Origin of the sequence: Pseudomonas rhizophila (assembly GCF_003033885.1) — a bacterium.
GTDB classification, from domain to species: domain Bacteria; phylum Pseudomonadota; class Gammaproteobacteria; order Pseudomonadales; family Pseudomonadaceae; genus Aquipseudomonas; species Aquipseudomonas rhizophila.
Genome location: NZ_CP024081.1, coordinates 2,300,407 through 2,325,588 on the forward strand (window position 1 = coordinate 2,300,407; position 25,182 = coordinate 2,325,588).

30 protein-coding genes are annotated in these 25,182 nt (G+C 59.8%); 14 read left to right on the top strand and 16 right to left on the bottom strand.

Annotation, left to right across the window (positions count from 1 at the left end; genetic code table 11):
- Positions 1–4: 4 nt before the first annotated feature.
- From CRX69_RS10665 to CRX69_RS10675, 3 genes are all read right to left on the bottom strand, one after another.
- Complete coding sequence (locus CRX69_RS10665) at positions 5–415, bottom strand: SH3 domain-containing protein (RefSeq protein ID WP_047226984.1); 411 nt, start codon at positions 413–415, stop codon at positions 5–7.
- 107 nt (positions 416–522) lie between these two features.
- On the bottom strand, positions 523–822 hold the full coding sequence (locus CRX69_RS10670; protein WP_107321994.1) for a YciI family protein: 300 nt from the start codon (positions 820–822) through the stop codon (positions 523–525).
- A 1-nt stretch (position 823) separates the two neighbouring features.
- Positions 824–1,420, bottom strand: coding sequence for a septation protein A (locus CRX69_RS10675; protein ID WP_047227122.1), 597 nt, complete (start codon positions 1,418–1,420; stop codon positions 824–826).
- Between the two features lie 87 nt (positions 1,421–1,507).
- On the opposite strand from CRX69_RS10675, the gene CRX69_RS10680 reads away from it, so the two are divergent.
- From CRX69_RS10680 to rluB, 6 genes are all read left to right on the top strand, one after another.
- Positions 1,508–2,371: a PHP domain-containing protein gene (locus CRX69_RS10680; RefSeq protein ID WP_047226982.1), complete on the top strand. Its 864-nt coding sequence runs from the start codon at positions 1,508–1,510 to the stop codon at positions 2,369–2,371.
- Positions 2,372–2,384: 13 nt separating this feature from the next.
- Positions 2,385–3,014: an L-threonylcarbamoyladenylate synthase gene (locus CRX69_RS10685; RefSeq protein ID WP_047226981.1), complete on the top strand. Its 630-nt coding sequence runs from the start codon at positions 2,385–2,387 to the stop codon at positions 3,012–3,014.
- A gap of 132 nt (positions 3,015–3,146) precedes the next feature.
- Positions 3,147–3,845: a segregation and condensation protein A gene (locus CRX69_RS10690; protein ID WP_160893268.1), complete on the top strand. Its 699-nt coding sequence runs from the start codon at positions 3,147–3,149 to the stop codon at positions 3,843–3,845.
- Positions 3,846–3,856: 11 nt separating this feature from the next.
- Positions 3,857–4,816 carry an SMC-Scp complex subunit ScpB gene (gene scpB, locus CRX69_RS10695; RefSeq protein ID WP_107321995.1) on the top strand — a complete coding sequence of 320 codons (960 nt, stop codon included), beginning with the start codon at positions 3,857–3,859 and terminating at the stop codon, positions 4,814–4,816.
- Positions 4,817–4,951: 135 nt separating this feature from the next.
- Complete coding sequence (locus CRX69_RS10700) at positions 4,952–5,143, top strand: DUF1289 domain-containing protein (RefSeq protein ID WP_047226978.1); 192 nt, start codon at positions 4,952–4,954, stop codon at positions 5,141–5,143.
- 142 nt (positions 5,144–5,285) lie between these two features.
- Positions 5,286–6,521 (top strand): 23S rRNA pseudouridine(2605) synthase RluB, encoded by a 1,236-nt coding sequence (rluB, locus tag CRX69_RS10705; protein ID WP_047226977.1) that lies wholly within the window; start codon positions 5,286–5,288, stop codon positions 6,519–6,521.
- Between the two features lie 273 nt (positions 6,522–6,794).
- On the opposite strand, the gene CRX69_RS10710 is transcribed toward rluB, so the two are convergent.
- Together CRX69_RS10710 and CRX69_RS27665 are read right to left on the bottom strand one after the other, a co-directional pair.
- Positions 6,795–7,760 (bottom strand): M29 family metallopeptidase, encoded by a 966-nt coding sequence (locus CRX69_RS10710; protein WP_107321996.1) that lies wholly within the window; start codon positions 7,758–7,760, stop codon positions 6,795–6,797.
- A gap of 90 nt (positions 7,761–7,850) precedes the next feature.
- A complete protein-coding gene (locus CRX69_RS27665) occupies positions 7,851–7,988 on the bottom strand; it encodes a hypothetical protein (RefSeq protein ID WP_003178782.1) in 138 nt (45 codons plus the stop codon).
- A gap of 648 nt (positions 7,989–8,636) precedes the next feature.
- Between CRX69_RS27665 and CRX69_RS10715 the strand changes: the two genes are divergently transcribed.
- On the top strand, positions 8,637–10,058 hold the full coding sequence (locus tag CRX69_RS10715; RefSeq protein WP_047226975.1) for an amino acid permease: 1,422 nt from the start codon (positions 8,637–8,639) through the stop codon (positions 10,056–10,058).
- A gap of 222 nt (positions 10,059–10,280) precedes the next feature.
- Positions 10,281–10,694: an alternative ribosome rescue aminoacyl-tRNA hydrolase ArfB gene (gene arfB / locus CRX69_RS10720; RefSeq protein ID WP_047226974.1), complete on the top strand. Its 414-nt coding sequence runs from the start codon at positions 10,281–10,283 to the stop codon at positions 10,692–10,694.
- Here arfB and CRX69_RS10725 read toward each other — a convergent pair.
- From CRX69_RS10725 to CRX69_RS27670, 3 genes are all read right to left on the bottom strand, one after another.
- On the bottom strand, positions 10,691–11,890 hold the full coding sequence (locus CRX69_RS10725) for an MFS transporter (protein ID WP_047226973.1): 1,200 nt from the start codon (positions 11,888–11,890) through the stop codon (positions 10,691–10,693). The genes arfB and CRX69_RS10725 overlap by 4 nt on opposite strands.
- 83 nt (positions 11,891–11,973) lie before the next feature.
- Positions 11,974–12,219: a hypothetical protein gene (locus CRX69_RS10730; protein ID WP_076383727.1), complete on the bottom strand. Its 246-nt coding sequence runs from the start codon at positions 12,217–12,219 to the stop codon at positions 11,974–11,976.
- A gap of 37 nt (positions 12,220–12,256) precedes the next feature.
- Positions 12,257–12,400: a hypothetical protein gene (locus tag CRX69_RS27670; RefSeq protein ID WP_172833788.1), complete on the bottom strand. Its 144-nt coding sequence runs from the start codon at positions 12,398–12,400 to the stop codon at positions 12,257–12,259.
- A gap of 315 nt (positions 12,401–12,715) precedes the next feature.
- On the opposite strand from CRX69_RS27670, the gene CRX69_RS10735 reads away from it, so the two are divergent.
- Positions 12,716–14,341: a methyl-accepting chemotaxis protein gene (locus CRX69_RS10735; protein WP_076383728.1), complete on the top strand. Its 1,626-nt coding sequence runs from the start codon at positions 12,716–12,718 to the stop codon at positions 14,339–14,341.
- A gap of 85 nt (positions 14,342–14,426) precedes the next feature.
- Here CRX69_RS10735 and CRX69_RS10740 read toward each other — a convergent pair whose 3' ends face one another.
- Both CRX69_RS10740 and CRX69_RS10745 read right to left on the bottom strand, forming a co-directional pair.
- On the bottom strand, positions 14,427–14,732 hold the full coding sequence (locus tag CRX69_RS10740) for a PepSY domain-containing protein (protein ID WP_047226970.1): 306 nt from the start codon (positions 14,730–14,732) through the stop codon (positions 14,427–14,429).
- Between the two features lie 81 nt (positions 14,733–14,813).
- A complete protein-coding gene (locus CRX69_RS10745) occupies positions 14,814–15,941 on the bottom strand; it encodes a glycerophosphodiester phosphodiesterase (protein ID WP_047226969.1) in 1,128 nt (375 codons plus the stop codon).
- Between the two features lie 244 nt (positions 15,942–16,185).
- Between CRX69_RS10745 and CRX69_RS10750 the strand changes: the two genes are divergently transcribed.
- Positions 16,186–16,512 (top strand): DUF2025 family protein, encoded by a 327-nt coding sequence (locus tag CRX69_RS10750; protein WP_076383729.1) that lies wholly within the window; start codon positions 16,186–16,188, stop codon positions 16,510–16,512.
- Positions 16,513–17,455: 943 nt separating this feature from the next.
- Here CRX69_RS10750 and CRX69_RS10755 read toward each other — a convergent pair.
- Together CRX69_RS10755 and CRX69_RS10760 are read right to left on the bottom strand one after the other, a co-directional pair.
- Positions 17,456–17,770: an antibiotic biosynthesis monooxygenase family protein gene (locus CRX69_RS10755; RefSeq protein ID WP_076383730.1), complete on the bottom strand. Its 315-nt coding sequence runs from the start codon at positions 17,768–17,770 to the stop codon at positions 17,456–17,458.
- Complete coding sequence (locus tag CRX69_RS10760; protein ID WP_076383731.1) at positions 17,767–18,477, bottom strand: CTP synthase C-terminal region-related (seleno)protein; 711 nt, start codon at positions 18,475–18,477, stop codon at positions 17,767–17,769. Before CRX69_RS10760 ends, CRX69_RS10755 begins: the two co-directional genes overlap by 4 nt.
- Positions 18,478–18,491: 14 nt before the next feature.
- On the opposite strand from CRX69_RS10760, the gene CRX69_RS10765 reads away from it, so the two are divergent.
- Positions 18,492–19,439, top strand: coding sequence for a LysR family transcriptional regulator (locus CRX69_RS10765; protein WP_076383732.1), 948 nt, complete (start codon positions 18,492–18,494; stop codon positions 19,437–19,439).
- Positions 19,440–19,531: 92 nt separating this feature from the next.
- On the top strand, positions 19,532–20,065 hold the full coding sequence (locus CRX69_RS10770; protein ID WP_047228806.1) for a DUF1003 domain-containing protein: 534 nt from the start codon (positions 19,532–19,534) through the stop codon (positions 20,063–20,065).
- Between the two features lie 25 nt (positions 20,066–20,090).
- Here the strand turns inward: CRX69_RS10770 and CRX69_RS10775 are convergent, their stop codons facing one another.
- Positions 20,091–20,702 (bottom strand): TetR/AcrR family transcriptional regulator, encoded by a 612-nt coding sequence (locus tag CRX69_RS10775; protein ID WP_047228799.1) that lies wholly within the window; start codon positions 20,700–20,702, stop codon positions 20,091–20,093.
- A 186-nt stretch (positions 20,703–20,888) separates the two neighbouring features.
- Here CRX69_RS10775 and CRX69_RS10780 point away from each other — a divergent pair, with 186 nt between their 5' ends.
- Positions 20,889–21,944 carry an MBL fold metallo-hydrolase gene (locus tag CRX69_RS10780; protein WP_047228798.1) on the top strand — a complete coding sequence of 352 codons (1,056 nt, stop codon included), beginning with the start codon at positions 20,889–20,891 and terminating at the stop codon, positions 21,942–21,944.
- Between the two features lie 15 nt (positions 21,945–21,959).
- Here CRX69_RS10780 and CRX69_RS10785 read toward each other — a convergent pair whose 3' ends face one another.
- Both CRX69_RS10785 and CRX69_RS10790 read right to left on the bottom strand, forming a co-directional pair.
- Positions 21,960–22,277, bottom strand: coding sequence for a helix-turn-helix domain-containing protein (locus CRX69_RS10785; RefSeq protein WP_047228797.1), 318 nt, complete (start codon positions 22,275–22,277; stop codon positions 21,960–21,962).
- Between the two features lie 83 nt (positions 22,278–22,360).
- Entirely contained in the window at positions 22,361–23,137 is a 777-nt protein-coding gene (locus CRX69_RS10790; RefSeq protein WP_107321997.1) for an AraC family transcriptional regulator, read from the bottom strand.
- A gap of 113 nt (positions 23,138–23,250) precedes the next feature.
- Here CRX69_RS10790 and CRX69_RS10795 point away from each other — a divergent pair, with 113 nt between their 5' ends.
- Complete coding sequence (locus CRX69_RS10795; RefSeq protein WP_107321998.1) at positions 23,251–24,063, top strand: sulfite exporter TauE/SafE family protein; 813 nt, start codon at positions 23,251–23,253, stop codon at positions 24,061–24,063.
- 5 nt (positions 24,064–24,068) lie between these two features.
- Here the strand turns inward: CRX69_RS10795 and CRX69_RS10800 are convergent, their stop codons facing one another.
- Positions 24,069–25,055 (bottom strand): hypothetical protein, encoded by a 987-nt coding sequence (locus CRX69_RS10800; RefSeq protein WP_107321999.1) that lies wholly within the window; start codon positions 25,053–25,055, stop codon positions 24,069–24,071.
- Between the last annotated feature and the right edge of the window lie 127 nt (positions 25,056–25,182).

A 25,182-nucleotide genomic window follows, 5' to 3' on the forward strand; every position in this document is an offset into this window, starting at 1 on the left:
TCACTCAATTTAGCCATTGCCGACGTTGTCTACGTCCACCGCTGGCAAAGATACCGCAGAGCAGGGCCAATAGCGCTACCCCGGCACCAATGACGAACCACTGCTGCTGATCGGTCAGCAGGCGTGGCAGGGGGCTGGCCTGGGCTTCCTTGAGTTGCAGCTTCAGACGCTGGTTCTCCTGGCGCAATCGACTCACCAGCGCGCTCTCGCGTTCGCTGTTGGCGTTTTGCAGTTGCTGGGTCAGTTCCTCGCGCATGCGTTCGCTGTTTTTCAAGCGTTGCTGCAATTCGGTGATCTGACTGCCTGCGCTCAAGGACAAGGGCGTCGAATGACTGCCGTCGGTGCTTTCTTCCCCATGGGCGGGAGCCCCGATCACCAACATGACCCCTAACAGGCACAGCGGACCTTTGCGCATTGCAACTCCTGAATTCCAATCGAGATTAGACAGGTTGTCGGCAGGTAAACGAGAACAATGAGCGATTGAGCGCAATGAGCCGCGAAGGCTCATCACGCATCGGGTTGTTAAGGCAGGACTTGCTTGAACGGCTTGACCACGACATTGGCGTAGACACCGGCGGCCACGAACGGATCGGCTTCGGCCCAGGCTTGCGCCGCGGCCAGGGAATCGAACTCGGCGACGATCAGGCTGCCGGAGAAACCCGCCGCGCCGGGGTCGTTGCTGTCCACCGCCGGGTGCGGGCCCGCCAGCACGATTCGGCCTTGGGCCTTGAGCTGTTGCAGACGCTCAAGGTGTTCAGGGCGGGCGGCCAGGCGTTTTTCCAGGGAATTGGCGACGTCGGTGGCAATGATTGCGTAGAGCATGTCAGTCCTCGGTTTTTGGCGTGGTGGTATCGGCATCGTGCAGATGACGGGACAGGTAGATGCCCTGGCCAATCAGGAACAGCAGCGTCATGCCCAGGCTGCCGAAGACCTTGAAGTCGACCCAGTAGCTCTGGAAGGTGAACGCGACGAACAGGTTGGCGGCGCCGCAGAACAGGAAAAAGCCGATCCAGGCGATGTTGAGCCGGGTCCAGATGACGTCCGGCAGGTTCAAGGCGTGGCCCATGATGCGCTTGATCAGCAGGCGATCGCCGACGAAGTGACTGCCGATGAACGCCAGGGCGAACAGCCAGTTGACCACCGGGGCTTTCCACTTAAGGAAAGTTTCGCTGTGGAAGGCCAGGGTCAGGCTGCCGAAGACGAGGCAGGCGATCAGGGTCAGCCACTGGCTTTTCTCCAGCTTGCGTTGGGCCACGAACAGGGCGCCATAGACCACCAGCGAACTGATGATCAGCATCGCGGTGGCGCTGTAGATACCGCCTACAGTCAAGGAGTGACCGGCAATGTCGACGGTCCGTGGGTCAAGTTTGTAGACGATGAAAAACAGCAGAAGCGGGATGAAGTCGATGAATTGTTTCACAGTGGCAGCCAGAAGCAGGATGTGGCGGCATAATAACAAACATCCTTGGCCGCGATAGGGCCAGCTGATTTGAGGTAACAAACTCTCGTGAATGTTGATTTGCACTGCCATAGCACGGCCTCCGATGGCGCCCTGGCGCCTGCGGTTCTGGTGGCGCGGGCGTTCGAGCACGGCGTGCGAGTCCTGGCCCTGACCGATCACGACACCCTCGAAGGCCTCGACGAGGCCCGTAGCGCGGCGACGACGCTGGGCATGCAACTGGTCAACGGGGTCGAGTTGTCCTGCACCTGGGGCGGCGCGACTATTCACGTGCTGGGTTACGGTTTTGATGTAAATGCGCCGTCACTGGTCCAGGCCATTGCGCAACTGCACGACGGCCGCTGGCTACGTTCCGAGGAGATCAGCCGCAAGCTTGCGCTAAAGGGCATGCCTGGTGCGCTTGAGGGCGCCCGGCAGATCCAGCAGGAACTGGGCGACAGTGGCAACGCCCCGGCCCGTCCGCACTTCGCGGACTGGATGGTGCGCGAAGGTTTCGTCAAGGACCGCGCCGAAGCGTTTCGCAAATGGCTGGGGGCCGGCAAGCTCGGGGACGTCAAGCAACACTGGCCGACCCTGGAAGAGACCGTCCAAACCCTGCGATCCGCCGGAGCCTGGGTCAGTCTGGCGCATCCGTGGCACTATGATTTCACCCGCAGCAAGCGCCGTCGCCTGGTGGCCGACTATATTCAAGCAGGGGGCCACGCCATCGAGGTGGTCAATGGCCATCAGCCTGCCGAGCAGGTCGGCAGCCTGGCGATTCTGGCCCGTGAGTTCGGCCTGCTGGTGACCGCCGGCAGTGATTTTCATGGCCCTGGAGGCTGGTCCGAGATAGGCGAATATCGCCCGTTGCCGGAAGATCTGCCACCACTATGGTGTAGATTCAAACATGATCCCGTTACCGCCACCGTCTGAACAGGTAGAACACGTGAGTCAATTTTTCCAGATTCATCCGGAAAACCCGCAAGCGCGCCTGATCAAACAGGCGGTGGAAATCATTCGGGGTGGTGGTGTGGTGGTCTATCCCACCGATTCTTCCTACGCCATCGGCTGTCAGATCGGCGACAAGAACGCTGTAGAGCGGGTAAGACGCCTGCGTCAGCTGGATGACAAGCACAACTTTGCGCTGATCTGCAGCGACCTGTCGCAGTTGGGCCTGTTCGCCAAGATCGACACCGGCACCTTCCGCCTGCTCAAAGCCCACCTCCCTGGGCCTTACACCTTTATTCTCAACGCCACCCGGGAAGTCCCGCGGCTGTTGCTGCACCCGAAAAAACGCACCATCGGCCTGCGGGTGCCCAGCCACCCCATTGCCCTGGCGTTGCTGGCCGAGCTGGGTGAACCGCTGATGAGCGTGACCTTGATCATGCCCGGCGAGACGGAGCCGATGAATGACCCTTACGAGATGCGCCAATTGCTCGAGCATCAGGTCGACCTGATCATCGACGGCGGTTTCGGCGGGATGAAGGCGTCCACGGTGATCAACCTGGCCGATGGCGAGCCGCAAGTGGTGCGTATCGGTTGCGGCGATCCAGCCCCGTTCCTGGTCGAGGCCTGAGTGTCCGCAGTGGAAACCGCCGTTGAGAGCGCCGACAGCCAGGCCGGCGCTCAGCAAGAGCTGCCGTTCGCCATGGTCTATGGCCAGGCGGTCATGGAAATGCCCCTGGACCTGTACATTCCGCCGGATGCGCTGGAGGTATTCCTTGAAGCCTTCGAAGGCCCGCTGGACCTGCTGCTGTACCTGATCCGCAAACAGAACATCAACATCCTCGACATCCCCGTGGCGGAAATCACCCGCCAGTACATGGGCTACGTCGAGTTGATGCAGTCGGTGCGCCTGGAACTGGCGGCCGAATACCTGGTGATGGCGGCCATGCTCGCCGAGATCAAGTCGCGAATGCTGCTGCCACGCTCGGCAGAGATCGAGGAGGAGGAAGACGATCCGCGCGCCGAACTGATCCGCCGCCTGCAGGAATACGAACGCTTCAAGGTGGCGGCCGAAGGCATCGATGGCTTGAGCCGGGTCGGGCGCGATGTGGTGGTGCCCAAGCTCGATGCACCCGAGGCGCGAGCACGTAAATTGCTCCCGGATGTCAGCCTAGAAGAGTTGCTGATGTCCATGGCCGAGGTGCTGCGCCGGGGCGACATGTTTGAAAGTCACCAGGTCAGCCGCGAAGCCCTGTCCACCCGCGAGCGCATGAGCGATGTGCTGGAGCGGCTCAAGGGCGGCGGCTTTGTGCCCTTCGTCGAGCTGTTCACCGCCGAGGAAGGGCGGCTGGGCGTGGTGGTGACGTTTATGGCGGTCCTGGAATTGGTCAAGGAATCCTTGGTCGAGCTGGTGCAGAATGAGCCGTTCGCAGCGATCCACGTGCGGGCACGAGCCGAATAACGAGCAAATCAATGAATCTGACTGAACCCCGCGAGCTGGCGCCGTTGCTTGAAGCTTTCCTGTTGGCCTCGGGAAAACCGCAATCGATGGAGCGCTTGTTCGAACTTTTCGAAGAAGGCGAGCGGCCCGAGCCGGCCGTGTTCAAGAAAGCCCTGGCGCTGCTGGGTAAGTCCTGCGAGGGGCGGGCGTTCGAACTCAAGGAAGTGGCTTCCGGCTACCGCCTGCAAATCCGCGAGAAGTTTTCGCCCTGGGTCGGGCGTCTGTGGGAAGAGCGTCCTCAGCGCTATTCCCGCGCCATGCTCGAAACCATGGCATTGATCGCTTATCGCCAACCGATCACTCGGGGTGAAATCGAAGATGTGCGGGGCGTGGCGGTCAACAGCCACATCGTCAAGACGCTGCTTGAGCGCGAGTGGATCCGGGTCGTCGGTTATCGCGACGTGCCGGGTAAACCGGCGATGTTTGCCACCACCAAGGCTTTTCTCGATCACTTCAACCTCAAGAACCTCGACGACCTGCCGCCGCTGGCCGAACTGCGGGAGCTGGAACCCGAGCCGATGCTGGAATTCGACGACGCCCCGGTGCCCCAAAGCTTGCAAGAGCTGGCCGACGCCAGCGCCGAGCCGGAGGAACCCAAGGAAGAAACCAGTTTCCATTCGTTGTTGCTGGAACTGGACACCATGGAGGAGGGGCTCAAGACCGATTTCGACGATCTGCTGCGTGAGGGGCCGGGGCCTGAAGGCGAAATGGATGAACCCGCGCAACCGGGCAGCGAAGTTGAACTTCAGGTCGAACCTGATCCCGAACCAGAAGAAGACATTCTTGGCGTAGCCGCGGCCCGGGAAAAACTGCTGGCCGCCGTGGCCGCGCTCGAACCACGCGAACCCGAGCCTGAGCTCAGCGATGAAGAAGCCGAAGCCCGCGCCCTGGCCGAAGCGATTGAAAACGAACGACGCCAGTTCGACGATTGATCACGGCTGACACAGCGCCGCCCCATTGTGGGAGCGAGCCTGCTCGCGATGGCGGTCTGTCAGCCAACATCATTTTTGAAGGTGAAATCGCTATCGCGAGCAGGCTCGCTCCCACATTAAGTCATGCGGTGCACCATGAGTTCCACCAAAGACCCCTGCATCAGCCTCTGCAAGTTCGACGACGACATCTGCATCGGCTGTGGCCGCAGTAAGCGCGAGATCAAGGCCTGGAAGAAACTCGACAAGGATGACAAGCGCACGGTGTTGGCCGAAGCGGCCCTGCGCCTGATCAAACTGGGCGCCACCGGTCGGCGGAAAAAGCGCTGAAGGTTCGTCGATCAGCTAGTCTCTGATGCGCAAATGCCTTAACGAGCGTATGATTCGCGACCCTTTGGCGATCCCTTCGTCATAGACCCGTTTTCAAAGTGTCAGGCCACGCCTGACCCGACCACACCGGGAGGTGCCCAGAATGAAAGACCAAGACCAGAACGACAGCCAGGAAATCGGCCCAGCAGGCGAGAAACTGCAAAAAGTCCTCGCCCGTATCGGCGTCGGCTCGCGCCGCGACGTGGAAACCTGGATCACCCAGGGCCGGATCAAGGTCAACGGCAAAGATGCCACCTTGGGCCTGCGTGTCGACATGCACGACGCCATCACCATCGATGGCAAGGTGATCAAGCGCGAAGAGGCCGCCGAAACGGTGCGCCGCGTGATCATGTACAACAAACCCGACGGCGAGATCTGCACCCGTGACGACCCGGAAGGCCGTCCGACCGTGTTCGACAAAATGCCGCGTCCGAAAGAAGGCCGCTGGATCAACATCGGTCGCCTGGACATCAACACCACCGGTTTGCTGATGTTCACCACCGACGGTGAGCTGGCCAACCGCTTGATGCACCCGTCCTACGAGATGGACCGCGAATACGCCGTGCGTGTACGTGGTGAAGTCGACGACGAAATGATCGAGCGCCTGAAGGCCGGCGTTGTGCTGGAAGATGGCCCGGCGCGTTTCACCGACATCAAGCAGGCTCCGGGCGGCGAAGGCTTCAACCATTGGTACCACTGCGTGGTGATGGAAGGCCGCAACCGTGAAGTACGGCGCCTGTGGGAATCCCAGGGGCTGGTGGTCAGCCGCCTCAAGCGCGTGCGTTTCGGTCCGGTGTTCCTCAACTCCGACCTGCCGATGGGCCGCTGGCGCGAAATGAGCCAGTACGAGGTCGACATCCTGGCCGCCGAAGTCGGCCTCAAGCCGGTAGCGATGCCGCAGATGACCGCCAAGAGCAAGGACAAGCTGGAGCGCATGCAGCGTAAATCCTCGCGTCCGATGGGCAAGACCGAGCGCGTGCGTACGCTGCGTCCTGCCGCTGATGGCCCGGCCGCAGGTCCGCGTCCGTCCCGCGAGCCGCAGATCGAAGGCGAACGCCCGGCCCGCAAGCCTGCGCCACGTCAGGACGGCGAACGCGGCCCGCGCACGCCACGTCCGGCCAACGGTCGTACCGAGCGCGGCGAAGGTCGCGGTGCTCCGGCCGGTCGTGGTACGCCGGTGGCGGATCGCCCGGCCGACACCAAGCGTCCGGCCAAACCCGCAGCGAAAAAGCGCCCGGGCATCGTCCTGGTCGACCGCGACACGCCATCGGGCAAACGTCGCGGTGCCCCAGCGGGTTCGGGGCAGCGTCCGGGGTTTGGGCGTCGTAAGCCGGAGTGAGGCAGTTGTGAGGTTCTAGCTGCAAGTCGCAAGAAAAAACGCCAACCGTTGGGTTGGCGTTTTTTTTGTCTGGCTTTAGTGATGCAGTGCTGGTGAGTCCGTCATCGCGAGCAGGCTCGCTCCCACACTGGGACGGTGTCGACCACAAATTGTCTATTCACCAAAGATCAACTGTGGGAGCGAGCCTGCTCGCGATGGGGCCAGCAGCCCCATTACCATCCCAAGGTCGCCCGCCTTTTCTTGCCGCTTGAAGCTTGCCGCTTGAAGCTGCCCCTAAAGCACAAACCGCCCATCAAACATCGGCTCGTTATCCAACGCCAACACACCGCTCTCGAAAATCAGATCCAGATGATGGCTGCCCTTGGCCCCGCCACCCAGCCCCAGGTGCAGGCCGCAATGGCGCTCCTCGAAACCGGCATTGCGGGCATAGAGGCTCTTGACCCCTTCGTTGGTGCCGATGCCCAGTTCCTCGATGCGCCGGTTGGACGGGTTGGCGTCCAGGTATTTATTGAAGTCGTGTTCCAGGCCCGGCACATCGCTGGCGATTTTCTGAATGGTGGAGTCTTCGATCCACAACTCCAGCGGCGATTGCAGTACGCCGTATTTGCGGGCGAACGGGATGGTGCTCAGGAAAGTGCCGACGAACTTCACCTGACCGTTAATGGTGTCGCTGTGGGTAGCGATTTCGCCGGGTGCCAGGTCGTAGTTGCCAACACCGTTGATGTCGGTCCATTTCTTGACGCTGTTGAGGGCCGTATCGAAATACGAACCGTGGTCATCCTGAAAACTCAACGTCGTTGCTTGGGACATGCGCCGGATCAGGTGACTGTTGAGCCCGGCGATGCGCTGAGGAATCACGCTGAAGGTGTCGTAGAAATAATCGCCGTAGTCCTTGAACAGCAGCGATTTCTTCCAGTTGTCCGCCATCACGCCTTGCAGCGCGCGAACAAAGTCCGGGCCGTCGGGGCGTGGGTTGGGCAGGGTGGAAGAGTCGTAGAAGAAAATGTACAGATCGCTGTCGGCAATCGCCTTGGACAGTCGCTCCGTGGATTCAAGGTCCAGGCGCATGGTGCTGAACCGGAAGGGTGAACCGCTGCCAGCCTGTTCGGCAATGGCCCCGGTCAGTGCTTCGTAGTCGGCGGTATGGCCGAGCAACACCTTGGCTGGCTGGATGCCGGCCAGGGCGGGATGATGTTCAAGGTAGTAAAGGAAATGTGAGATGGCTCGTTGCGTGTCCATGCTTATTCTTCCCTGACAGTGGTGTTTGGCTTCCCTGAAATCTGCAAAGTGGCGGAGCCGACCGGCCGGATCGCCTCCGCCGGGCGATGCTTACAGAGGCCACATCGCCGTGCCGAACGGAACAACGGCGTCGGCTTGCATCATTTCAACTGCGGCTTCGTGGGTCGGAGCTTCAAACCATTCGTCCAGTTGCAGTTCGGTTTCCAAGTCTTTGTCCAGTGCTTGCATAGTGAATCTCCTAGATGACTTTTACGGAAAATTGCGAAGTCGATTCCGCGATGGAGAACTGACCGGAAGCGGCTGCGCAAAACCTGCCGGCACGACGCCTTGGCAAGTCGCTGAAAACCTAGTCGAGGGTTTTTTGGAATGCAAAAAAATAATTTATTTTTTTTCGTTTGAACTTTTTATTCCATTTTTACCGAAGAAATTAGTTATTCAAAAACAGTTGGCTGTGTAGTTTTTTGCTTAGGTAGCTAGCTACCGTCAATTTGCAGTCAGCTTACAGAAAATTCCCACACGGAAAGTTTGCGTTACGGTTTGTAAAGAAATGCTGACGATTTTTGCCTATCAAATCGGTCTATACCGGCGTTTGGCTGCGCTGTAAGAAAAAGCTGCCGAGGAGGTCGGTTTGACGGGGGTTCCGACACTTCGCAGCGCTTGTTTCAAACCGGCGGGACGGGTCAGATGCGCGGCAGACCTGAAGTACGGGGTGCGCAGGTGTCTGGTCGCAGTGGGGGAGCGGTGTACAATGCGCCGCGTTTTACTGTGACCCTTCGCGTACCCACGCATTTTCAAGGTTATCCGCCTTGTTCACTCCGCCACGCCACGAGCGTGTCGGGTTCGATTTCGTCACAGATAAAAACAAATAGGTGACGCATGACCGTTGTAGAAAATACGCATTCAGGCGAGCTGAAACGCGGCCTGAAAAATCGACACATTCAACTGATCGCCCTCGGCGGCGCGATCGGTACAGGCCTGTTCCTCGGCTCGGCGGGGGTGCTGAAGTCAGCCGGCCCGTCGATGATCCTCGGTTACGCCATTTGCGGCTTCATTGCCTTCATGATCATGCGCCAGTTGGGCGAGATGATTGTCGAAGAGCCAGTGGCCGGCTCCTTCAGTCACTTTGCCCACAAGTATTGGGGCGGTTTCGCCGGCTTCCTGTCGGGCTGGAACTGCTGGATTCTCTACATCCTGGTGGGCATGTCGGAACTGACCGCGGTCGGCAAGTACATCCACTACTGGGCGCCGGACATCCCGACCTGGGCTTCGGCGGCAGCATTCTTCGTCCTGATCAACGTCATCAACCTGGCCAACGTCAAAGTCTTTGGCGAGGCCGAGTTCTGGTTCGCGATCATCAAGGTCGTGGCAATTGTCGGCATGATTGCCCTGGGCAGCTATCTGCTGGTCAGCGGTCACGGTGGCCCACAAGCTTCGGTGACCAACCTTTGGGCCCACGGTGGATTCTTCCCCAACGGCGTGAGCGGTCTGGTGATGGCGATGGCGATCATCATGTTCTCCTTCGGTGGCCTGGAAATGCTCGGCTTCACCGCTGCCGAGGCGGACAAACCGAAAACCGTGATCCCCAAGGCCATCAACCAGGTGATCTACCGCATCCTGATTTTCTACATCGGTGCCCTGGTGGTGCTGTTGTCCCTGACCCCATGGGACAGCCTGCTGAACACTCTCAATGCCTCCGGCGATGCCTACAGCGGCAGCCCGTTCGTGCAGGTGTTCTCGATGCTGGGTAGTAATACGGCGGCGCACATCCTCAACTTCGTAGTGCTGACCGCCGCGCTGTCGGTGTACAACAGCGGCACCTACTGCAACAGCCGCATGCTGCTGGGCATGGCCGAACAGGGCGATGCGCCCAAGGCCCTGGCCAAGATCGACAAGCGTGGCGTGCCGGTGCGTTCGATCCTGGCTTCTGCTGCGGTCACGCTGGTGGCGGTGCTGCTTAACTACCTGATCCCGCAGCATGCGCTGGAGTTGTTGATGTCGCTGGTGGTCGCGACCCTGGTGATCAACTGGGCGATGATCAGCTATTCGCACTTCAAGTTCCGTCAGCACATGAACCAGACCCGCCAGACACCGCTGTTCAAGGCGCTGTGGTATCCGTACGGCAACTATGTCTGCCTGGCGTTCGTGGTGTTCATTCTTGGGGTAATGCTGCTGATTCCCGGCATCCAGATATCGGTCTACGCGATTCCGGTGTGGGTGGTGTTCATGTGGGTGTGCTACCTGATCAAGAACAAGCGCAGTGCCCGGCAGGACATGGCTGTGGCCGCTGCCGCCAAGTAAGCGTCCTTGAAATACAACAAACCCGGCACTTGGCCGGGTTTGTTGTATTCAGACTCATGCTGATCCCTGTGGGAGCGAGCCTGCTCGCGATGGCGCCAGCACATTCAGCATTGATGCAAGCTGACCCACCGCTATCGCGAGCAGGCTCGCTCCCACAAGGGTTGGTCGCTGTCTTGGGGATTCGCGGTATTCTGTGGGTCCTGATACCGGACTTCTTTTTCCATGCTGGCAATTTCCAACACTGTGCACATCCCGGACGCCGAGATCGAACTGACGGCCATCCGAGCCCAAGGCGCCGGCGGGCAGAACGTCAACAAGGTGTCCAGCGCCGTGCACTTGCGCTTCGACATTGCGGCCTCGTCCTTGCCCGATTTCTACAAGGAGCGGTTGCTGGCGCTGCGCGACAGTCGCATCACCAGCGACGGCGTGTTGATCATCAAGGCCCAGCAATACCGCACCCAGGAACAGAACCGGGCCGATGCCCTGGAACGCCTGACCGAACTGATCCTTAACGCCACCAAGGTCGAAAAGAAGCGCCGTCCGACCAAACCGACCCTGGGCTCGAAGAAACGTCGCCTGGAATCCAAGACCAAGCGCGGTTCGATCAAAGCCGGGCGCGGCAAGGTGGACTTCTAGTTTTTCTCCCGCTCCTGGCGATACTTCGGCGCCTGGCGGTACAGGTAGAGACTCAGCAACAACCCGCCCAAGGCCGCCAGCGCGGCGAACAAAAAGATCGAAGCAAAACCGAAACCTGCGGCAATCGCACCGGCCAACGGCCCGGTAATCCCCAGGGACAAGTCAATAAACAACGAATAGGCGCCCACCGCCGCGCCACGGCTGGAGGCGGGTACCAGGTTGACCGCTTCCACCCCCAGCGCCGGGAACACCAGGGAAAAACCGAAGCCGCTCAATGCCGCGCCGGCCAAGGCCCAATGCGCATCCGGCGCCAGCCAGAGCAACAACAAACCGAGGGTTTCCACCGACAGGCAGGCAATCGCCACCCGGAAGCCGCCCAGGCGGTTGATCAAATTACCGAACAGCAAGCGCGCGCCGATGAAGCTGGCGCCGAACAGGCTCAGGCACAGCACTGCGTTGTCCCACTGCTGCGTGGCGTAATACAGGGTGATGAACGTGGCGATGGTGCCAAAACCGATGGAGCCCAGGGCCAGGCCGCAGCCATGGGGCAGGACGCGTCCGAGAACATGCATGAAAGGCAGCCGTTCGCCAGTGACAATGGGCGCCGCCGTTTTCGGCCAGGCCAGCGCCAGCCCCAGCAACGCCAGCAAAATAATGCTGACGCCCATGCTCCACAGCCCCAGGGATTTCACCAGCCACACCCCCAACGGCGCGCCAATCGCCAGCGCGCCGTAGCTGGCGATACCGTTCCAGGAAATCACCTTGGCGGTATTCGCCGCGCCGACCCGGCCGATGCCCCAGCCAATCGATCCCGAGCCTACCAGGCTTTCGGCGCTGCCCAGCACCAGGCGGCCGATCAGCAGGCTGATCAGGCTCAGCGTCGGTAGGTTTGACGTCCAGGCAGACGCCAGCATGAACACACCGCTCAGCCCGCAACCGGCGAGGCCGAACATGACCGCGCGCTTGCTCCCCAGGTTGTCGATGATCCGTCCGGCATAAGGACGACTGAGGAGGGTGGCCAGGTACTGGACGCTGATTACCAACCCGGCGATCACCGCGCCAAAACCCAGTTCGCCGTGGACGAACCCGGGCAACACGGCGAGGGGAATGCCGATATTCAGGTAGCCAATGAAAGTGAACAGAACGATGGAAACGACTTGCAGCGTGACCGCCAAGGGGCGCTGGGTATCTGGCATGGGTAAAGAGTCCACGGAGCAGCAGGATAGATAGGCTGCTTATGATAGCGGTGCCTGCGACCGTGAAGCGTGGAAAAGTAAAACTATTTGCCGGATGGCGCTGGGGTGTCGTCTTGTCCAGCCACCAGGTGCGTGGTGACCAATGCAGCGAGGGCGTTTTCTTCAGTGCCAAATCGTGCCAGCAGGGCGGCTTGTTTCTCTGGGGAAAGGCGCGTCCAGATATCGACCATCTTTTCGGCGGTGCCGATCAGGACGCTGGCTTGGGCTTCGCTGAAGGTAGGGTCATCGGTCATGGGGGGCTCAGGATTCAGGCAGTGTGGAAAGCGCATCTTAGCGCTTTCCACACGGTCTGGTCGTGCGGGTGAATCAGTCTTCGCTGTCGGCCTGGCGGCGTTCAGTGGCTTCTTTGGGCTCGGGTTGCTGGGCGTCTGGTTGCCCCCCGGCTTGTAGCGTGGTCGTCTGCTCAGTTTCGTGCAGGCTAGGGAAGGGGAGATTAGGAATCTCGTGCATATCGCGCTCCTCGCAAAGTCTGTTGGTAGATCTGGTAGATCCGCGCTTTTACAAAGCTTGGGCAGGATACAGCAGAAGAAATGACAAAAAGACTTTTAAGTTCCGTTGCGGCGACAAAAGGGCTTGTCTGGACAGGACATGTCCAATCATCAAACGCCTGCTACCGGTCGTCGCGAAGGCTCAAGAATGCGCACGGCGGGTCGATGGCTTGTACATATCCCGCATTCGGTTGCGACACTGCAAACCACGAACATGGAGGTCGGGACGTGTCGTCCGTGAGCTTGGCTCTTTCTTCTTTTCAAGAGATTTCCCTCCATGTTTCTACAAAAATCCCTGAGAGCGCAGATTCTCGCCTTGCTCAGTGGCAGCCTGCTGGCGATGTTGCTGATTGCCCTGGCGTCTTTCCATTTCCTCTCCAACGGCGTCCAGAACTATCGCAACCTGATCGATGGCCCGTTGCGTGCGTCGCAGTTGATCGATGAGGCCAACCTGCAATTCAAGGTGCAGGTCCAGGAATGGAAAAACGTTCTGCTGCGCGGCAAGCAGCCGGCGGACCTAGCTAAATACTGGAAGCAGTTCGAAGATCGCCAGCATGATGTCCAGGGTATTCTTGGCCAGTTGATCGCCCTTGAAGGGGTTGCGACACCCATCAAGACTCGGATCGAGGGTCTGCGAGACGAACACCGTCAATTGGGTGCGGCCTACCAGAAGGGCCGTGATGCGTTTGTGACGGCGGGCGGCGATGCGGCGGCGGGTGATGCGGCGGTCAAAGGTGTGGACCGCGCGGCCAGCGAGCAAATGAGTGCGCTGGTGGTGGAGTTGCGCAAACTTGCCGGCGAACAATCGGCGCAGATCAGTGCCGGTGCCGATCGCACGATTATGCTGGGCACCGTGATCATGCTGGTTTCCGGCCTGCTGATCGGGCTGTTCAGCCTGTGGCTGGTCAATCGCAACCTGGTGCAGCCGATCCGCAACCTGATCGAATACGTGACCCAACTGAGTCGCGGCCGTTTCGCCGAGCGGGTAGTCAGCAACCGGCAGGACGAATTGGGTGACCTGGCGCTGGCCGCCAATACCCTGCGCGACTTTCTCGCCGAAACCTTCTCGCGTCTGCAGCGCAGTGCCACGGAACTGGACAGTGCCAGCGGCGAGCTTAATGCCATCGCCAGCCTGATGAGCCAAGGCACCAGCGAGCAATTCGAACGCACCGACCAGGTGGCGACGGCGATGAACGAAATGTCCGCCACCGCCCAGGAAGTCGCTCGCCATGCCGCCGACGCGGCACAGGCCGCCGATGACGCCGATCACTCGGCGCAGCAGGGCGAGAAGGTCATGCAAGGGACCATTCATACCATCACCCGCATGCGCGGTGAAATCGCCAACACGGCCACAGTCATCCGCCAGTTGGAAACCGATAGCGGGCGCATTGGCAAGGTGCTGGAAGTGATCCGCGGTATCGCCGAGCAGACCAATCTGTTGGCCCTCAACGCTGCCATCGAAGCGGCCCGGGCTGGCGAGGCTGGACGCGGTTTCGCGGTGGTTGCCGATGAGGTGCGCAGTCTGGCCCAGCGCACCGCCTCGTCCATCATCGAGATCAACCAGATTATCCAGACCGTGCAAACCGGTGCGGTGGACGCAGCCCAGGCCATCGAGAGCGGTCAGTCGCGCAGTGAAGAAAGTGTGGAGCAGGTGACTCAGGCCGGTGTGATGCTCGAACGCATTACCCAGGCCGTGGAAGCGATTCGCGACATGAATCGTCAGATCGCCACTGCCGCAGAAGAGCAGACCTCGGTGGCTGAAGACATCTCGCGCAACCTGACCGAAATCACCTGCATCGCCAGCACTAACCTGGACAATGTACAGCGCACCGAAGCCGCGAGTCGGAACCTGCACGGTTTGTCAGGGCAGTTGAATGAAGTGACGGCGCGGTTGAGTGCCTGACGGTCGACGGTCGTTAGCGGTAGTTGTCGATAGATGCAAAAAAGCCGCGCAACCCTGAGGTTGCGCGGCTCATTTTAGTGACCAATTAACGGTCTTGCTTGTCGCTCAGGACTTTGCCGGTAGTTGCGTCAAAGTCTACATCCCACTCTGTGCCATCGGCCATTCTCAGTTCAACTTCATATTCATAACCGTTGAAGTGGTTATCCAGGTCGGTGTCGGTGATGGTTGCGCCTGGGTGCAACTTCAGGGCTGCTTGGTTCATCTCTTCCAGCGGCTTGATTTTTCCGCTCTTGACCAACTCAGGAATCTGGTCGACTCGAACATCAGCCTGGGCCAGGCCGGCGGTGAGGGTCAGGGCTGCGGCGGTGAACAGGGCAGTCAAAGTTTTCATGTGTTCTTTCCTTGCTGTGATTAAGGGGTGTGTCGTTTAAGTGGGTTCAGATTAACTGTGGCAACTTAATTCACCCTTAATTCAGTAACCGTTGTTCTCCAGCACCTGCGCCACGCTGCCTGTTTCGGGACGCTTCAAGTATTTGAGCAGTTCGCTGGCGCGGTTGGTAAAGATGCCATCCACTCCGGCCTCCAGCACTTTTCTGAAGTCCACCGCTTCATCAACCGTATAAACGTGCACCAACAAACCCTGGTCATGGGTGTATTGGTTCATCCACGGCTGCACCAGATCCGAATAACTCTGGCTGCCGCCTTGAGTCAACGCGGCGGACGGCCCGGTGCCGATAGCGCCTTGTGCCTTGGCGAATTGAACCCATTGTTCAAACTCGGCGTTGTCCTTGGGCTGCTGTTTGGCGTAATAGGCCGCCTTGTCCGTTTCGCCGGACTCGGCAAACGTCACCTTCGACTTGGCCTCGATGTAGCCATCGCCCACCCACAACAGCAGGACTTTTGGCACGTTCGGCATTTCTTTTTGCAGCAGTTCGAGGCTGCTCTTTTCGAAGGTTTGCAACACCACCTTGCCTTTGCCCTGACCTACACCGGTGGCGCGTTTGGCGAGCTTGGAGCCCGACGGGCTCAACCAGCCGCGGTCATGCAGTTTATCCTTCAAGTCGCGCTCGATGCCGGGGAACAGCTTCGGCTCCTTGGTTTCGATGTACAGCCCCGGTTTGTGCAGCGGGTTGCCTTCGGCGATGTTGATGACTTCGTCGAGGGTGAGGATTTTCAGGCCCACGAACGACGGGCGGGCGCGGTCCGGGTAGGCGGTGTTGAACCAACTGCCGGCATCGAGGGTTTTGAGTTCCGCCATGGTGAATTCGTTGGCGGTGCTGTCCTTGCGCTCGGGGAATTTGGTCGCGACATCGGTGGTGCGCAGCAGGCTGTCGTCGTGCAGCACGAACAGTACGCCGTCCTTGCTGCGTTGCAGGTCCAGTTCCAAGTAGTCGGCGCCCAGGTCGCGGGCCAGTTTGTAGGCCGCGGCGGTGGTTTCCGGCGCGTCAAACGAGGCGCCGCGGTGGGCGATCACCGCTGGGTGAGGAATGCCCTGAAGGGCCGCGAGGGACTTGGGGGGCGCGGCTTCGCCGGCCTGTGTCTGGCCGAAGCCAAGCAGCAGGCTCAGCATCAGGGCACTACGGGTGAAGGTGACAGGCATGCTCGAGATCCTTTCGTGGGTTTCGCAAAGACCTATCTTTTAACAACTGAACGTTCCTGGCGCTATCGCTATACCGACATAAAAATGCGCAAAGCAGATTTTTCCCACGCTTTTTCAGGCTGCTTTGCAGTACGCTTGGCCGCACCAGTTTCCCCGGCAGAGGGAAACCCGAAGACAGCATCCACTTGCCCTGCGTGTAAACCATCGATCAGACGTCCTGCGGGACGCATCCATGAGGTTTACCATGCGCACCACTTCGACATTCATCTGCCAGGCCGCCGACCAGCTCAAGGGTTTTGTCGGCCTGAACCGCAAAACCGGCCAGTACATCGTGCGCTTCAGCGAAGATGCCTTTGGCATGGACGTGGCCGACGACGGCATCATCCCCACCTGCGAATTTGTCTGGACTCCGGTGGCAGACGGCACCATGGCCCTGAGTCGCCAGCGCATCCAGTTGCTGCTGGACCAGAACATCGACGACCGGATCAACCTCACCGAACCGTTGCGGGTTTACATGGCCCGTAGCGACCTGCCGGAGATTGTTGCAGTGCGTCAGTTGGTGGAAGGCTAAAGCCACGCCGACTATGAATGGGCTGAAAAAAAACTGTGGGAGAAAGGCTTGCCCGCGATGGCGGCGGCACATTCAGCACTGATGCAAGCTGACCCAGCGCTATCGCGAGCAGGCTCGCTCCCACAAGGGATTTGCGGTGCGCACCGAATCGGTTAGCCCTGAAAAACCACTGTGGGAGAAAGGCTTGCCCGCGATGGCGGCGGCACATTCAGCACTGATGCAAGCTGACCCAGCGCTATCGCGAGCAGGCTCGCTCCCACAAGGGATTTGCGGTGGACACCGAATCGGTTAGCCCTGAAAAACCACTGTGGGAGCAAGGCTTGCCCGCGATGGCGGCGGCACATTCAGCATGGATGCAAGCTGACCCAGCGCTTTCGCGAGCAAGCCCGCTTCCACGAGGGATTTGAAGTGAACACCGAATCGGTTAGCCCTGAAAAACCACTGTGGGAGCAAGGCTTGCCCGCGATGGCGGCGGCACATTCAACACTGATGCAAGCTGATCTGCCGCAATCGCGAGCAGGCTCGCTCCCACAAGGGGTCTGAGGTGGACACCGAATCGGTTAACCCTGAAAAACCACTGTGGGAGCAAGGCTTGCCCGCGATGGCGGCAGCACATTCAACACTGATGCAAGCTGATCTGCCGCAATCGCGAGCAGGCTCGCTCCCACAAGGGATTTGCGGTGAACACCGAATTGGATAGCCCTGAAAAAACACTGTGGGAGCAAGGCTTGCCCGCGATGGCGGCGGCACATTCAGCATGGATGCAAGCTGACCCAGCGCTTTCGCGAGCAAGCCCGCTTCCACAAGGGATTTGAGGTGGACACCGAATCGGGTAGCCCTGAAAAACTAATGTGGGAGCGAGCCTGCTCGCGATGACGGCGGCACATTCAGCATGGATGCAAGCTGGCCCAGCGCTTTCGCGAGCAGGTTTTGTAGGCTGGCATCAGGTTTGGCGCTGGAAGGCATAGTCCCGTTCGACCTTGCACACCCGCGTGTGGCAATGGGCGTACCAGGTCGAGCGACCGCGTTCGCGGATTGCGCGGTGTTCGGGGTGCTGTTTCCAGGCCAGGATCGCCGCTTCGCTGCTCCAGTAGGACACGGTGATGCCCAAGCCGTCTGCGCCACGGGCCGACTCGACGCCGAGGAAGCCCGGCTGCTCTTGAACCAGAGTCAGCATGCGCTCAGCGGCTTGGGCGTAACCCTGGTCCCCCTCAGTGCGCAGGGAGGTGAAAATCACCGCGTAATACGGGGCGCTCATGATGCTGTCCTCCGGCAAGCCTCGACAAACGCACTGACCAGCGGCGGCACACGTCCTTCCAACGCTGCGCGCTCAGGCTGGAACAGGGTCGCGACAAAAAAAGGATGATCAGCCAGCTCCACGGCCCGTAAATCGCCAGCCGAATCCCGGGCCACGGCGTGCAAGCGGTCACTCAGCAAGTCCCGCTCAAACTGTGGATTGACCCCAAAGCTGCACCGATATCCTTCGAAAACCTTAAGGCGACCATAGGCCTTGGCAATCAACGAATCGGCGTCAAGCTCAAGACAGTCGATGGTTTCGATCAGCGCACAGCTTAACGGCGTCAGCAGTGCCCGTTCAGCCTCGGGAGCTGTTTCGCCATGGGCTGCGTCGGCCCAGCCCTTCACATTGCGCGCGTATTCCAGCACGGTATGCTGAAAACCGCCGCAGGTGCCGAGGAAAGGGCGACGCTGTTCGCGGGCAAAACGAATGGCTTGCAGCGCGCCATTTTCGTTTCGGTAAGGGCTGCCGGGCACGCACCAGACCCCGTCGAAACCATTCAGGACGGCGCTGTCGGTGATGAGGTCGGTGCCCAGCCATTGAAATCCAATGTGATGACCGGTTTGCTTGCTGGCCAGTTCGAGTGCGATGGGGATGGCCCGATGGGCCGTTATTTGAGGGTCATAGTCGCCGACCAGGGCGATGTGCAAAGAACGCTGGTTTTCCATGAGAGGCTCGCCGCTTGTTGATTCCTGGTCGCCACTATAGATTGGCGTTCACGCAATCAATATTGGCATTTGCCCAAGTGATCAATGCATCGACGCACTATCGTCTGGACTATCCCGATCTGTCCCTGATCCTGGCGCTGGTCCGTGGCGGTTCGCTGGCCCGAGCCGCGCGCTTGCTGCACGTGGATGTGTCCACGGTCTTCCGCTCGGTACGGCGGCTGGAGGCCGCCCTGGGCCAACCCTTGTTCGAAAAAAGCCGTGCAGGGTATTTGCCCACGAGCCTGGCCCAGGCGCTGGCTGAGCAGGCCGAGCGCGCCGAACAAGCGTTGGAGGCGGCGCGTATCGGGGTGGAGCAGGGCGGTGAGGTCGTCAGCGGCACGGTGCGCCTGACCTGCACTGACTCGGTCCTGCAAGCATTGTTGCTGCCGGCCCTGGCGCGGTTCATGCCTGCTTACCCGGCGCTGTTCCTTGAGCTGAGCACCTCGAACGACTTTGCCAACCTGAGCCGCCGCGACGCCGACATCGCCTTGCGACTGACCCGTACGCCGCCGGAACATCTGGTCGGGCGGCATCTGGGTAATGTGGTTTATCGGGTATGTGCCGACACCCGCTATCTGCGTTCGGTAAATACGGATGATCTGGCCGCCATGACCTGGATCGCGCCGGATGACTTTCTCCCCGATCACCCCACTGTGGCTTGGCGCCGTCAGCATCTTCCTGGCGTGGTGCCGGCCTATCGCTGCAACAGCATGCTTTCGGTCACCGAGTTGGTTCGAGCCGGGCTGGGCGTGGCGGCGTTGCCGGACTTTCTGATCGGCGAAAACAAGGGCCTTACCCCCATTGGCGAACCGCTGGTGGGGTATGACACGGCCCTTTGGCTGCTGACCCGGCCCGACTGTCGCGCCTTGCGCTCAGTGGTGACATTGTTCGATGAACTCAGGTGCAATCTGCGCTTGCACTGACTTTTGTCCAACAGGGCGTTGATGGCTCAATCGAGGAGGATCTCCCGGCGGTATAGTGACTTGAGCCCCAGCCTCAGGCAGAGAACATCATGATGACAGAATCGTCGCAGCCCACTTCCACAGCACCTGTTGATCACTTGCGTTTTCATCGTCCCCACGCGCATTTGGGGCCGACCTTTGGTAATGACCGCTTTGCGCTACGCGCGGAGGCATTCGCGCGTTTTTTCGGGACACCCATGTTCCTGGGGGCGCAGACCTTGATCGTGTTGATCTGGATAAGCCTGAACATGTTGGGTGTGGTTCATTTCGATGCTTACCCGTTCATCTTGCTGAATCTGGCGTTCAGCCTACAGTCGGCCTACGCCGCCCCGCTGATCCTGCTGGCGCAGACACGCCAGGCCGCGCGGGACAAGGCCCAAGCCGAAGCGGATGCTCAACATCGCGAAGCACTGGCCATTGCCAACAGTGAGCGCCAGGCCCAGGCAGCACAGAACACGGCGCAATTGCTCGAGTTGTTGGAGCAGAACACCCGCCTGACGGAAATGACCAAGGCATTGACCGAGCGCATCGACTGCCTGACTACCGAGATGCACGAGAAATTCGTGAGCAAGCCATCGATGCCGTAATCCGTTTCTGCGGTGGTAGCGACACTCAGACCTGATAGCGGGCCAGGAACATGTCGAGGGCCGATTCAACCACCTGAGTCTGTTCATCCTGGGTCAGGCACGGCTGGCCCATGGAAATTTGAGGCCAGAAGGCGAACGTCTTGATCAGCCCGTGCATCTGTTGCGCCGCAAACGCCGGCTCCACGGCTTTCAACCGACCGTCGGCCTGGGCCTGGCGAATCCACACGGTCAAACCTTCTTCGCGCTGACCCATGCGCGCAACCATATCCTGGGCTCGCTCGGGCGAATGAATCGTCGCGGCAATGGCGATGCGCGCCAGATCGAGAAAATTATCGTCTGCCAGCATGTGCAATTTGGCTTGCAGCAGCTTTCGAAGCTGCTCACGCAGGGGCTGCTCCGGGCTGTAGGCCATGTCCTGTTCGGCGGTAATGCTGTTCCACAATCGATTCAGAATTTCCGCAAACAACTCCTCTTTGCTGGGGAAGTGGTTATACACCGTGCGCTTTGACACACCCGCCGTCGCCGCGATCTTGTCCATGCTGGTGATCTCGAAACCGCTGCTACGGAATTCGGCAATCGCGGCCTGGAGGATGGATTCGCGTTTTCGCTCGGTGAGGCGCTGCGGCGGTACGGTCATGGTTAATCATCATCTGGAGAAGGGAAGTTACACTTGGCAGTTTACTTGCTCTCGGGATTGCTGCAATCTACAAACTACACCGAGTAGTGTAGTTTTCAATCAGGCGGCTGAGCGTGCATGCAACGGCCATTAGCGTCCCACAACGGCGAAGCGCAATTGCGACGACGTTCTTGGAGTTTTCGCATCATGACCATTTTTTCTTCGACTGACAGCCCTGCGGTGCTTCCTTCATCCCAGCAGGAGCAAGGAAAGTACCGTAACCACGCCCCTACACCGCGCCAAGGGCTCGGCCAGATGCTACGCATCATGTGGAACATGATCTTCCACAAACCGCGCAACACCCGTCCTGCGGGCACCATCGAGGTACAACCGCTGACGCGCGCCGACCTGCTGGCCGCGCCGAACAACAGTGTTTTCCGCCTCGGTCATTCCACGGTGCTGCTCAAACTGCGAGACAAGTTCTGGCTGACCGACCCGGTTTTTTCCGAGCGCGCTTCCCCCCTGCAATGGGCTGGCCCCAAGCGCTTCCATCAGCCGCCCATCAGCCTGGAACAGCTGCCGCCAATTGAAGCGGTGATTCTTTCCCATGATCACTACGACCATCTCGATCATCAGGCCATCCTCCAACTTGCCGCCAAGACACGGCATTTCCTGGCCCCTCTCGGGGTAGGCGACACCCTGATCAAATGGGGCATCGACGCCAGCAAGGTGCGTCAGCTGGACTGGTGGCAGAGCACCGAAGTGGACGGCATTGAATTCATCGCCACACCCTCCCAGCACTTTTCCGGTCGCGGGCTGTTCGACGGCAACAGCACGTTATGGGCTTCGTGGGTGATGATCGATGGCGCCACCCGAATCTTCTTCAGCGGCGACACGGGCTATTTCGACGGGTTCAAACGCATCGGCCAGCAATACGGCCCATTCGACCTGACGCTGATGGAAACCGGCGCCTACAACGTCGAATGGCCGCACATCCACATGCAACCGGAGCAAACCCTCCAGGCGCATATCGACCTCAAGGGCCGCTGGTTGCTGCCGATCCACAACGGCACGTTCGATTTGTCGATGCATGCCTGGTACGAACCCTTCGATCGCATCCTGGCCCTGGCCTGGGAGCGCAACGTCTGCATTGCCACCCCGCAAATGGGTGAAGCTTTCAGCCTCGCGCAACCGCAACGTGGCCGCGCCTGGTGGCTGGACGTGGAACCCTCGGCTTATCAAGACCAGCCCGATATGGCCTGACCCTCGACGCATCGATCATTCGATCATTGCGTAGTCTGGCCGCCCCATCGGATCCGGCGTGGCGCCTTTGATATTCATGCCGCGCCCAGGCGCAAAGCCCGGGAAGAACACCAGGCCTTCGGCTTCCAGCCGAAAGGCCAGGGCCAGGCGGGTGACATCAAGTAGCTCGCCCCCCGCTTCGAAGCGCCGGATGGCCTGGGTCGAGACTCCAGACTGCCGTGACAATTCCTCGACACTCCAGCCCAGCATGGCTCGAGCCTGCGCGCTGTGGGCAGGGGTGAATTGATAGACAGCGATGCGTTCCAGGGTGGTTTTGATTGCGAGCGAGGCCATGGGAGTTCTCCAAAGCTGTGGATTCAAAAAATACTGTGTTTTTGTACAGTTGCTTTGAATCCTGATCAATCTCATTTTTTTGATCAATGACCGGTGGTCTTTTCCAGCCAGGCACTCGGTGCGTGACCCAGCACCCGGCGAAACATGGTGGAGAACGCTGCGGGGCTGTCGTAGCCCATATCCAGGGCAATACGGGTTACCGAATCGCCTACGACCAATCGAGACAGCGCCGACATCACACAGGCCTGTTGTCGCCATTGGCTGAAACTCAACCCGGTTTCCCGGCTGAACAGCCGATTGAACGAGCGCAGGCTGATAGGCAACTGCGCCACCCATTGCACAGGTGAGACGTGGGCGTTGGGGCGTTTCAGAAACTCCTGGCACAGGCCGAGCAGGCGTGGGTCCTTGGGCAGTGGCAGGTGCAACGGCAAATGAGTGCTGCGCAACAGTTCGTGCAGCAACAGATTGATCAGCGCGCCGTCGCGTCCGGCCTCGTCGTATTCCGGCGCAAGCTCCACGGCTTCCAGCAGCAACTGGCGCATCAGGGGCGACACGCTGATGACTTGGCAACGGGCGTCCATGGCCGTCACCGCGGCCGGTTCGATGTACACGCTGCGCGTGCTGACCCCCAGCATCAGCACCTCATGGGCAACCCCGGGCGGGATCCATACCGCCCGTTGCGGCGGCACCACCCAATTACCGTCTTCGGTGCGGACGTGCATCACACCAGTGGCGCCATACAGCAACTGCGCCCGGCGATGATGGTGCGAGGGCAGTAAATGTCCGTGGGGGTAGTCGGTGCCAATGGCGACGACAGCCCTGGGGATCGCATCCAATAAATCGATCGAAGTGTTGCGCATCGAGGGGCTACTCATCATTGGCGTAAACGCAAACATTATTGGCCTGTTTTCTAGAGCGGGCCAAGCTTCGCTTATCTAACGTGGGGCGCCTCCCATTTCACGGATTCGCCTCGATGTTCTATGTATTGCTTGCGTGCTTCGGCTGCCTGAGTGGCGTAACGGCGGTGTTGTTCGGCTTTGGCGGCGGTTTCGTCGTGGTGCCTTTGATGTATCGCATGCTGATGGCCCATCACTCGGGTGACGCCATCGGTGAATCGGCCATGCACATTGCCGTCGCCACCTCGACCTGCGTCATGATCGTCAACGCCCTGGTCGCCACCGGAAAACACCAGCGTGCCGGTCAACTGATTCGTCATTACCTGTGGCCGTTCGGCGGTTTCATTGCGCTGGGGGCGGTCTTCGGCGCAGCGGCCGCCACTTGGCTCAATGGCGAGATTATCCGCTACGCCTTCATGGCTTACCTGGGCCTGACCATCCTGGACTGCCTGCTGCGGCGAGGTTTTCTGACACGCCCCAGCGATGCCGTCCTACGCCCTTTGGCGCCAATGGAGACCGCATTGGGCGGTACAACCATCGGAATCATCGCCACAATGCTGGGCGTCGGCGGCAGCGTCATGACCGTGCCACTGCTGCGCCGTTGTGGCCTGAGCATGTCCCAGGCCACGTCGATGGCCAATCCACTGAGCGTGCCCGTCGCGTTGGCCGGCACCGTCACCTACATGGCCTTGGCCAGCTTCACCGGGACAGACTTCGGCCCGTGGTTTGTCGGTTACGTAGACTTGCTGGCCTTTGTTGTGCTCACACTCGGCGCGCTACTGGGCATCCGTCTGGCAACACCATGGATCGGGCGGATACCGGATCGGCTGCATGCGCGGGTGTATGTAGGGTTGTTGATGTTTGTGATGGTTGGGATGTGGCTGGGGTAGGGTAGCTATTGACCAGCCAACCCCGGTGCTTCCCGAATAATGAAGTGATCCAGGTTCTCGATATTGGCGCTGAACACCCCGAACGTCTGCTCGGAGTTTTTCTTGCTCGGCACCTGTTTCAGCTCCGGCGTCACGCCATAAAAGAAGCAATACAACGGCGCGTCACTCTCGATGGCGTGCTTGATCTCTTCCAGAAACGCTTTGCGCTTGCGGTAGTTGTCGATCAGCTTCTTGCTCAGGTAAACGTTGACCGAGTAAGGCTTCTTCTTCGCCTCGCCCGGTTGCTTGAACCAGACCTTTGCTTCGAAGTCGATGCGAAAGCTCTGGGTGTAATCCTTGATCTCCTTGATCTTGCCCCAGTAAATCAACCCCTTGTTGTCCAGCAGGTATTCGATCTTCTTGAAGAACGATCCATAGGGCGCCGTGTGCTCGCCAATTTTCAGCGGCATGCGCTTGAGCAGTTCCCTGTCCGCGAAGTTCGACACAAAACACTCCACCGGATGGGCGAAGACGCTGGTCTTGTCCGGCGCTGAATCACGGCTCGGGTGCTCGACATGACTGGCGGCTGAAGGCTCTCGCTCATCGCGCAGAACGTCCGCCACCACCGTCGGGCTGGATGGCTTGCGCACATACTCACGCCGAGTCAGCAATAATTCCGACGGAAAATGCTCCTCCGGACCGTCATCCGTTTCCCCGCCCTCCGTCTCCAGGCCTGATGCCGGAGTCTTCAGGCTGACATAAGGACAACCCTCGATATGCCGCGTGCTGGGGATGTTCTTGAAGTGCGGCGTGCGCACGTAATTCACGTTCTTGGCGTTGAACGTCCCCAACACATTCGCCGCATCAAACGCCACCCGACAGGCATCGTTGGGGCACTGGAACTGTTCCTTCGCGGAATCGAATGCCACTGTCTCGTCGAAATTCAAATCGCGCACGTCATAGATCGACAGCTTGTCGTCGAGGCTGAGGCAGTAGGCGAGGTCGAATTTCATCGGGGCTCGGGTCCAGGAGGGGGAAATGTATTAATAGCGAAGGGCAGGGCCGGTTGCACTCAAAGTTTCAGCACACCACCAAAAACTGTGGGAGCGAGCCTGCTCGCGATGCCCAAAATCCCCCGGC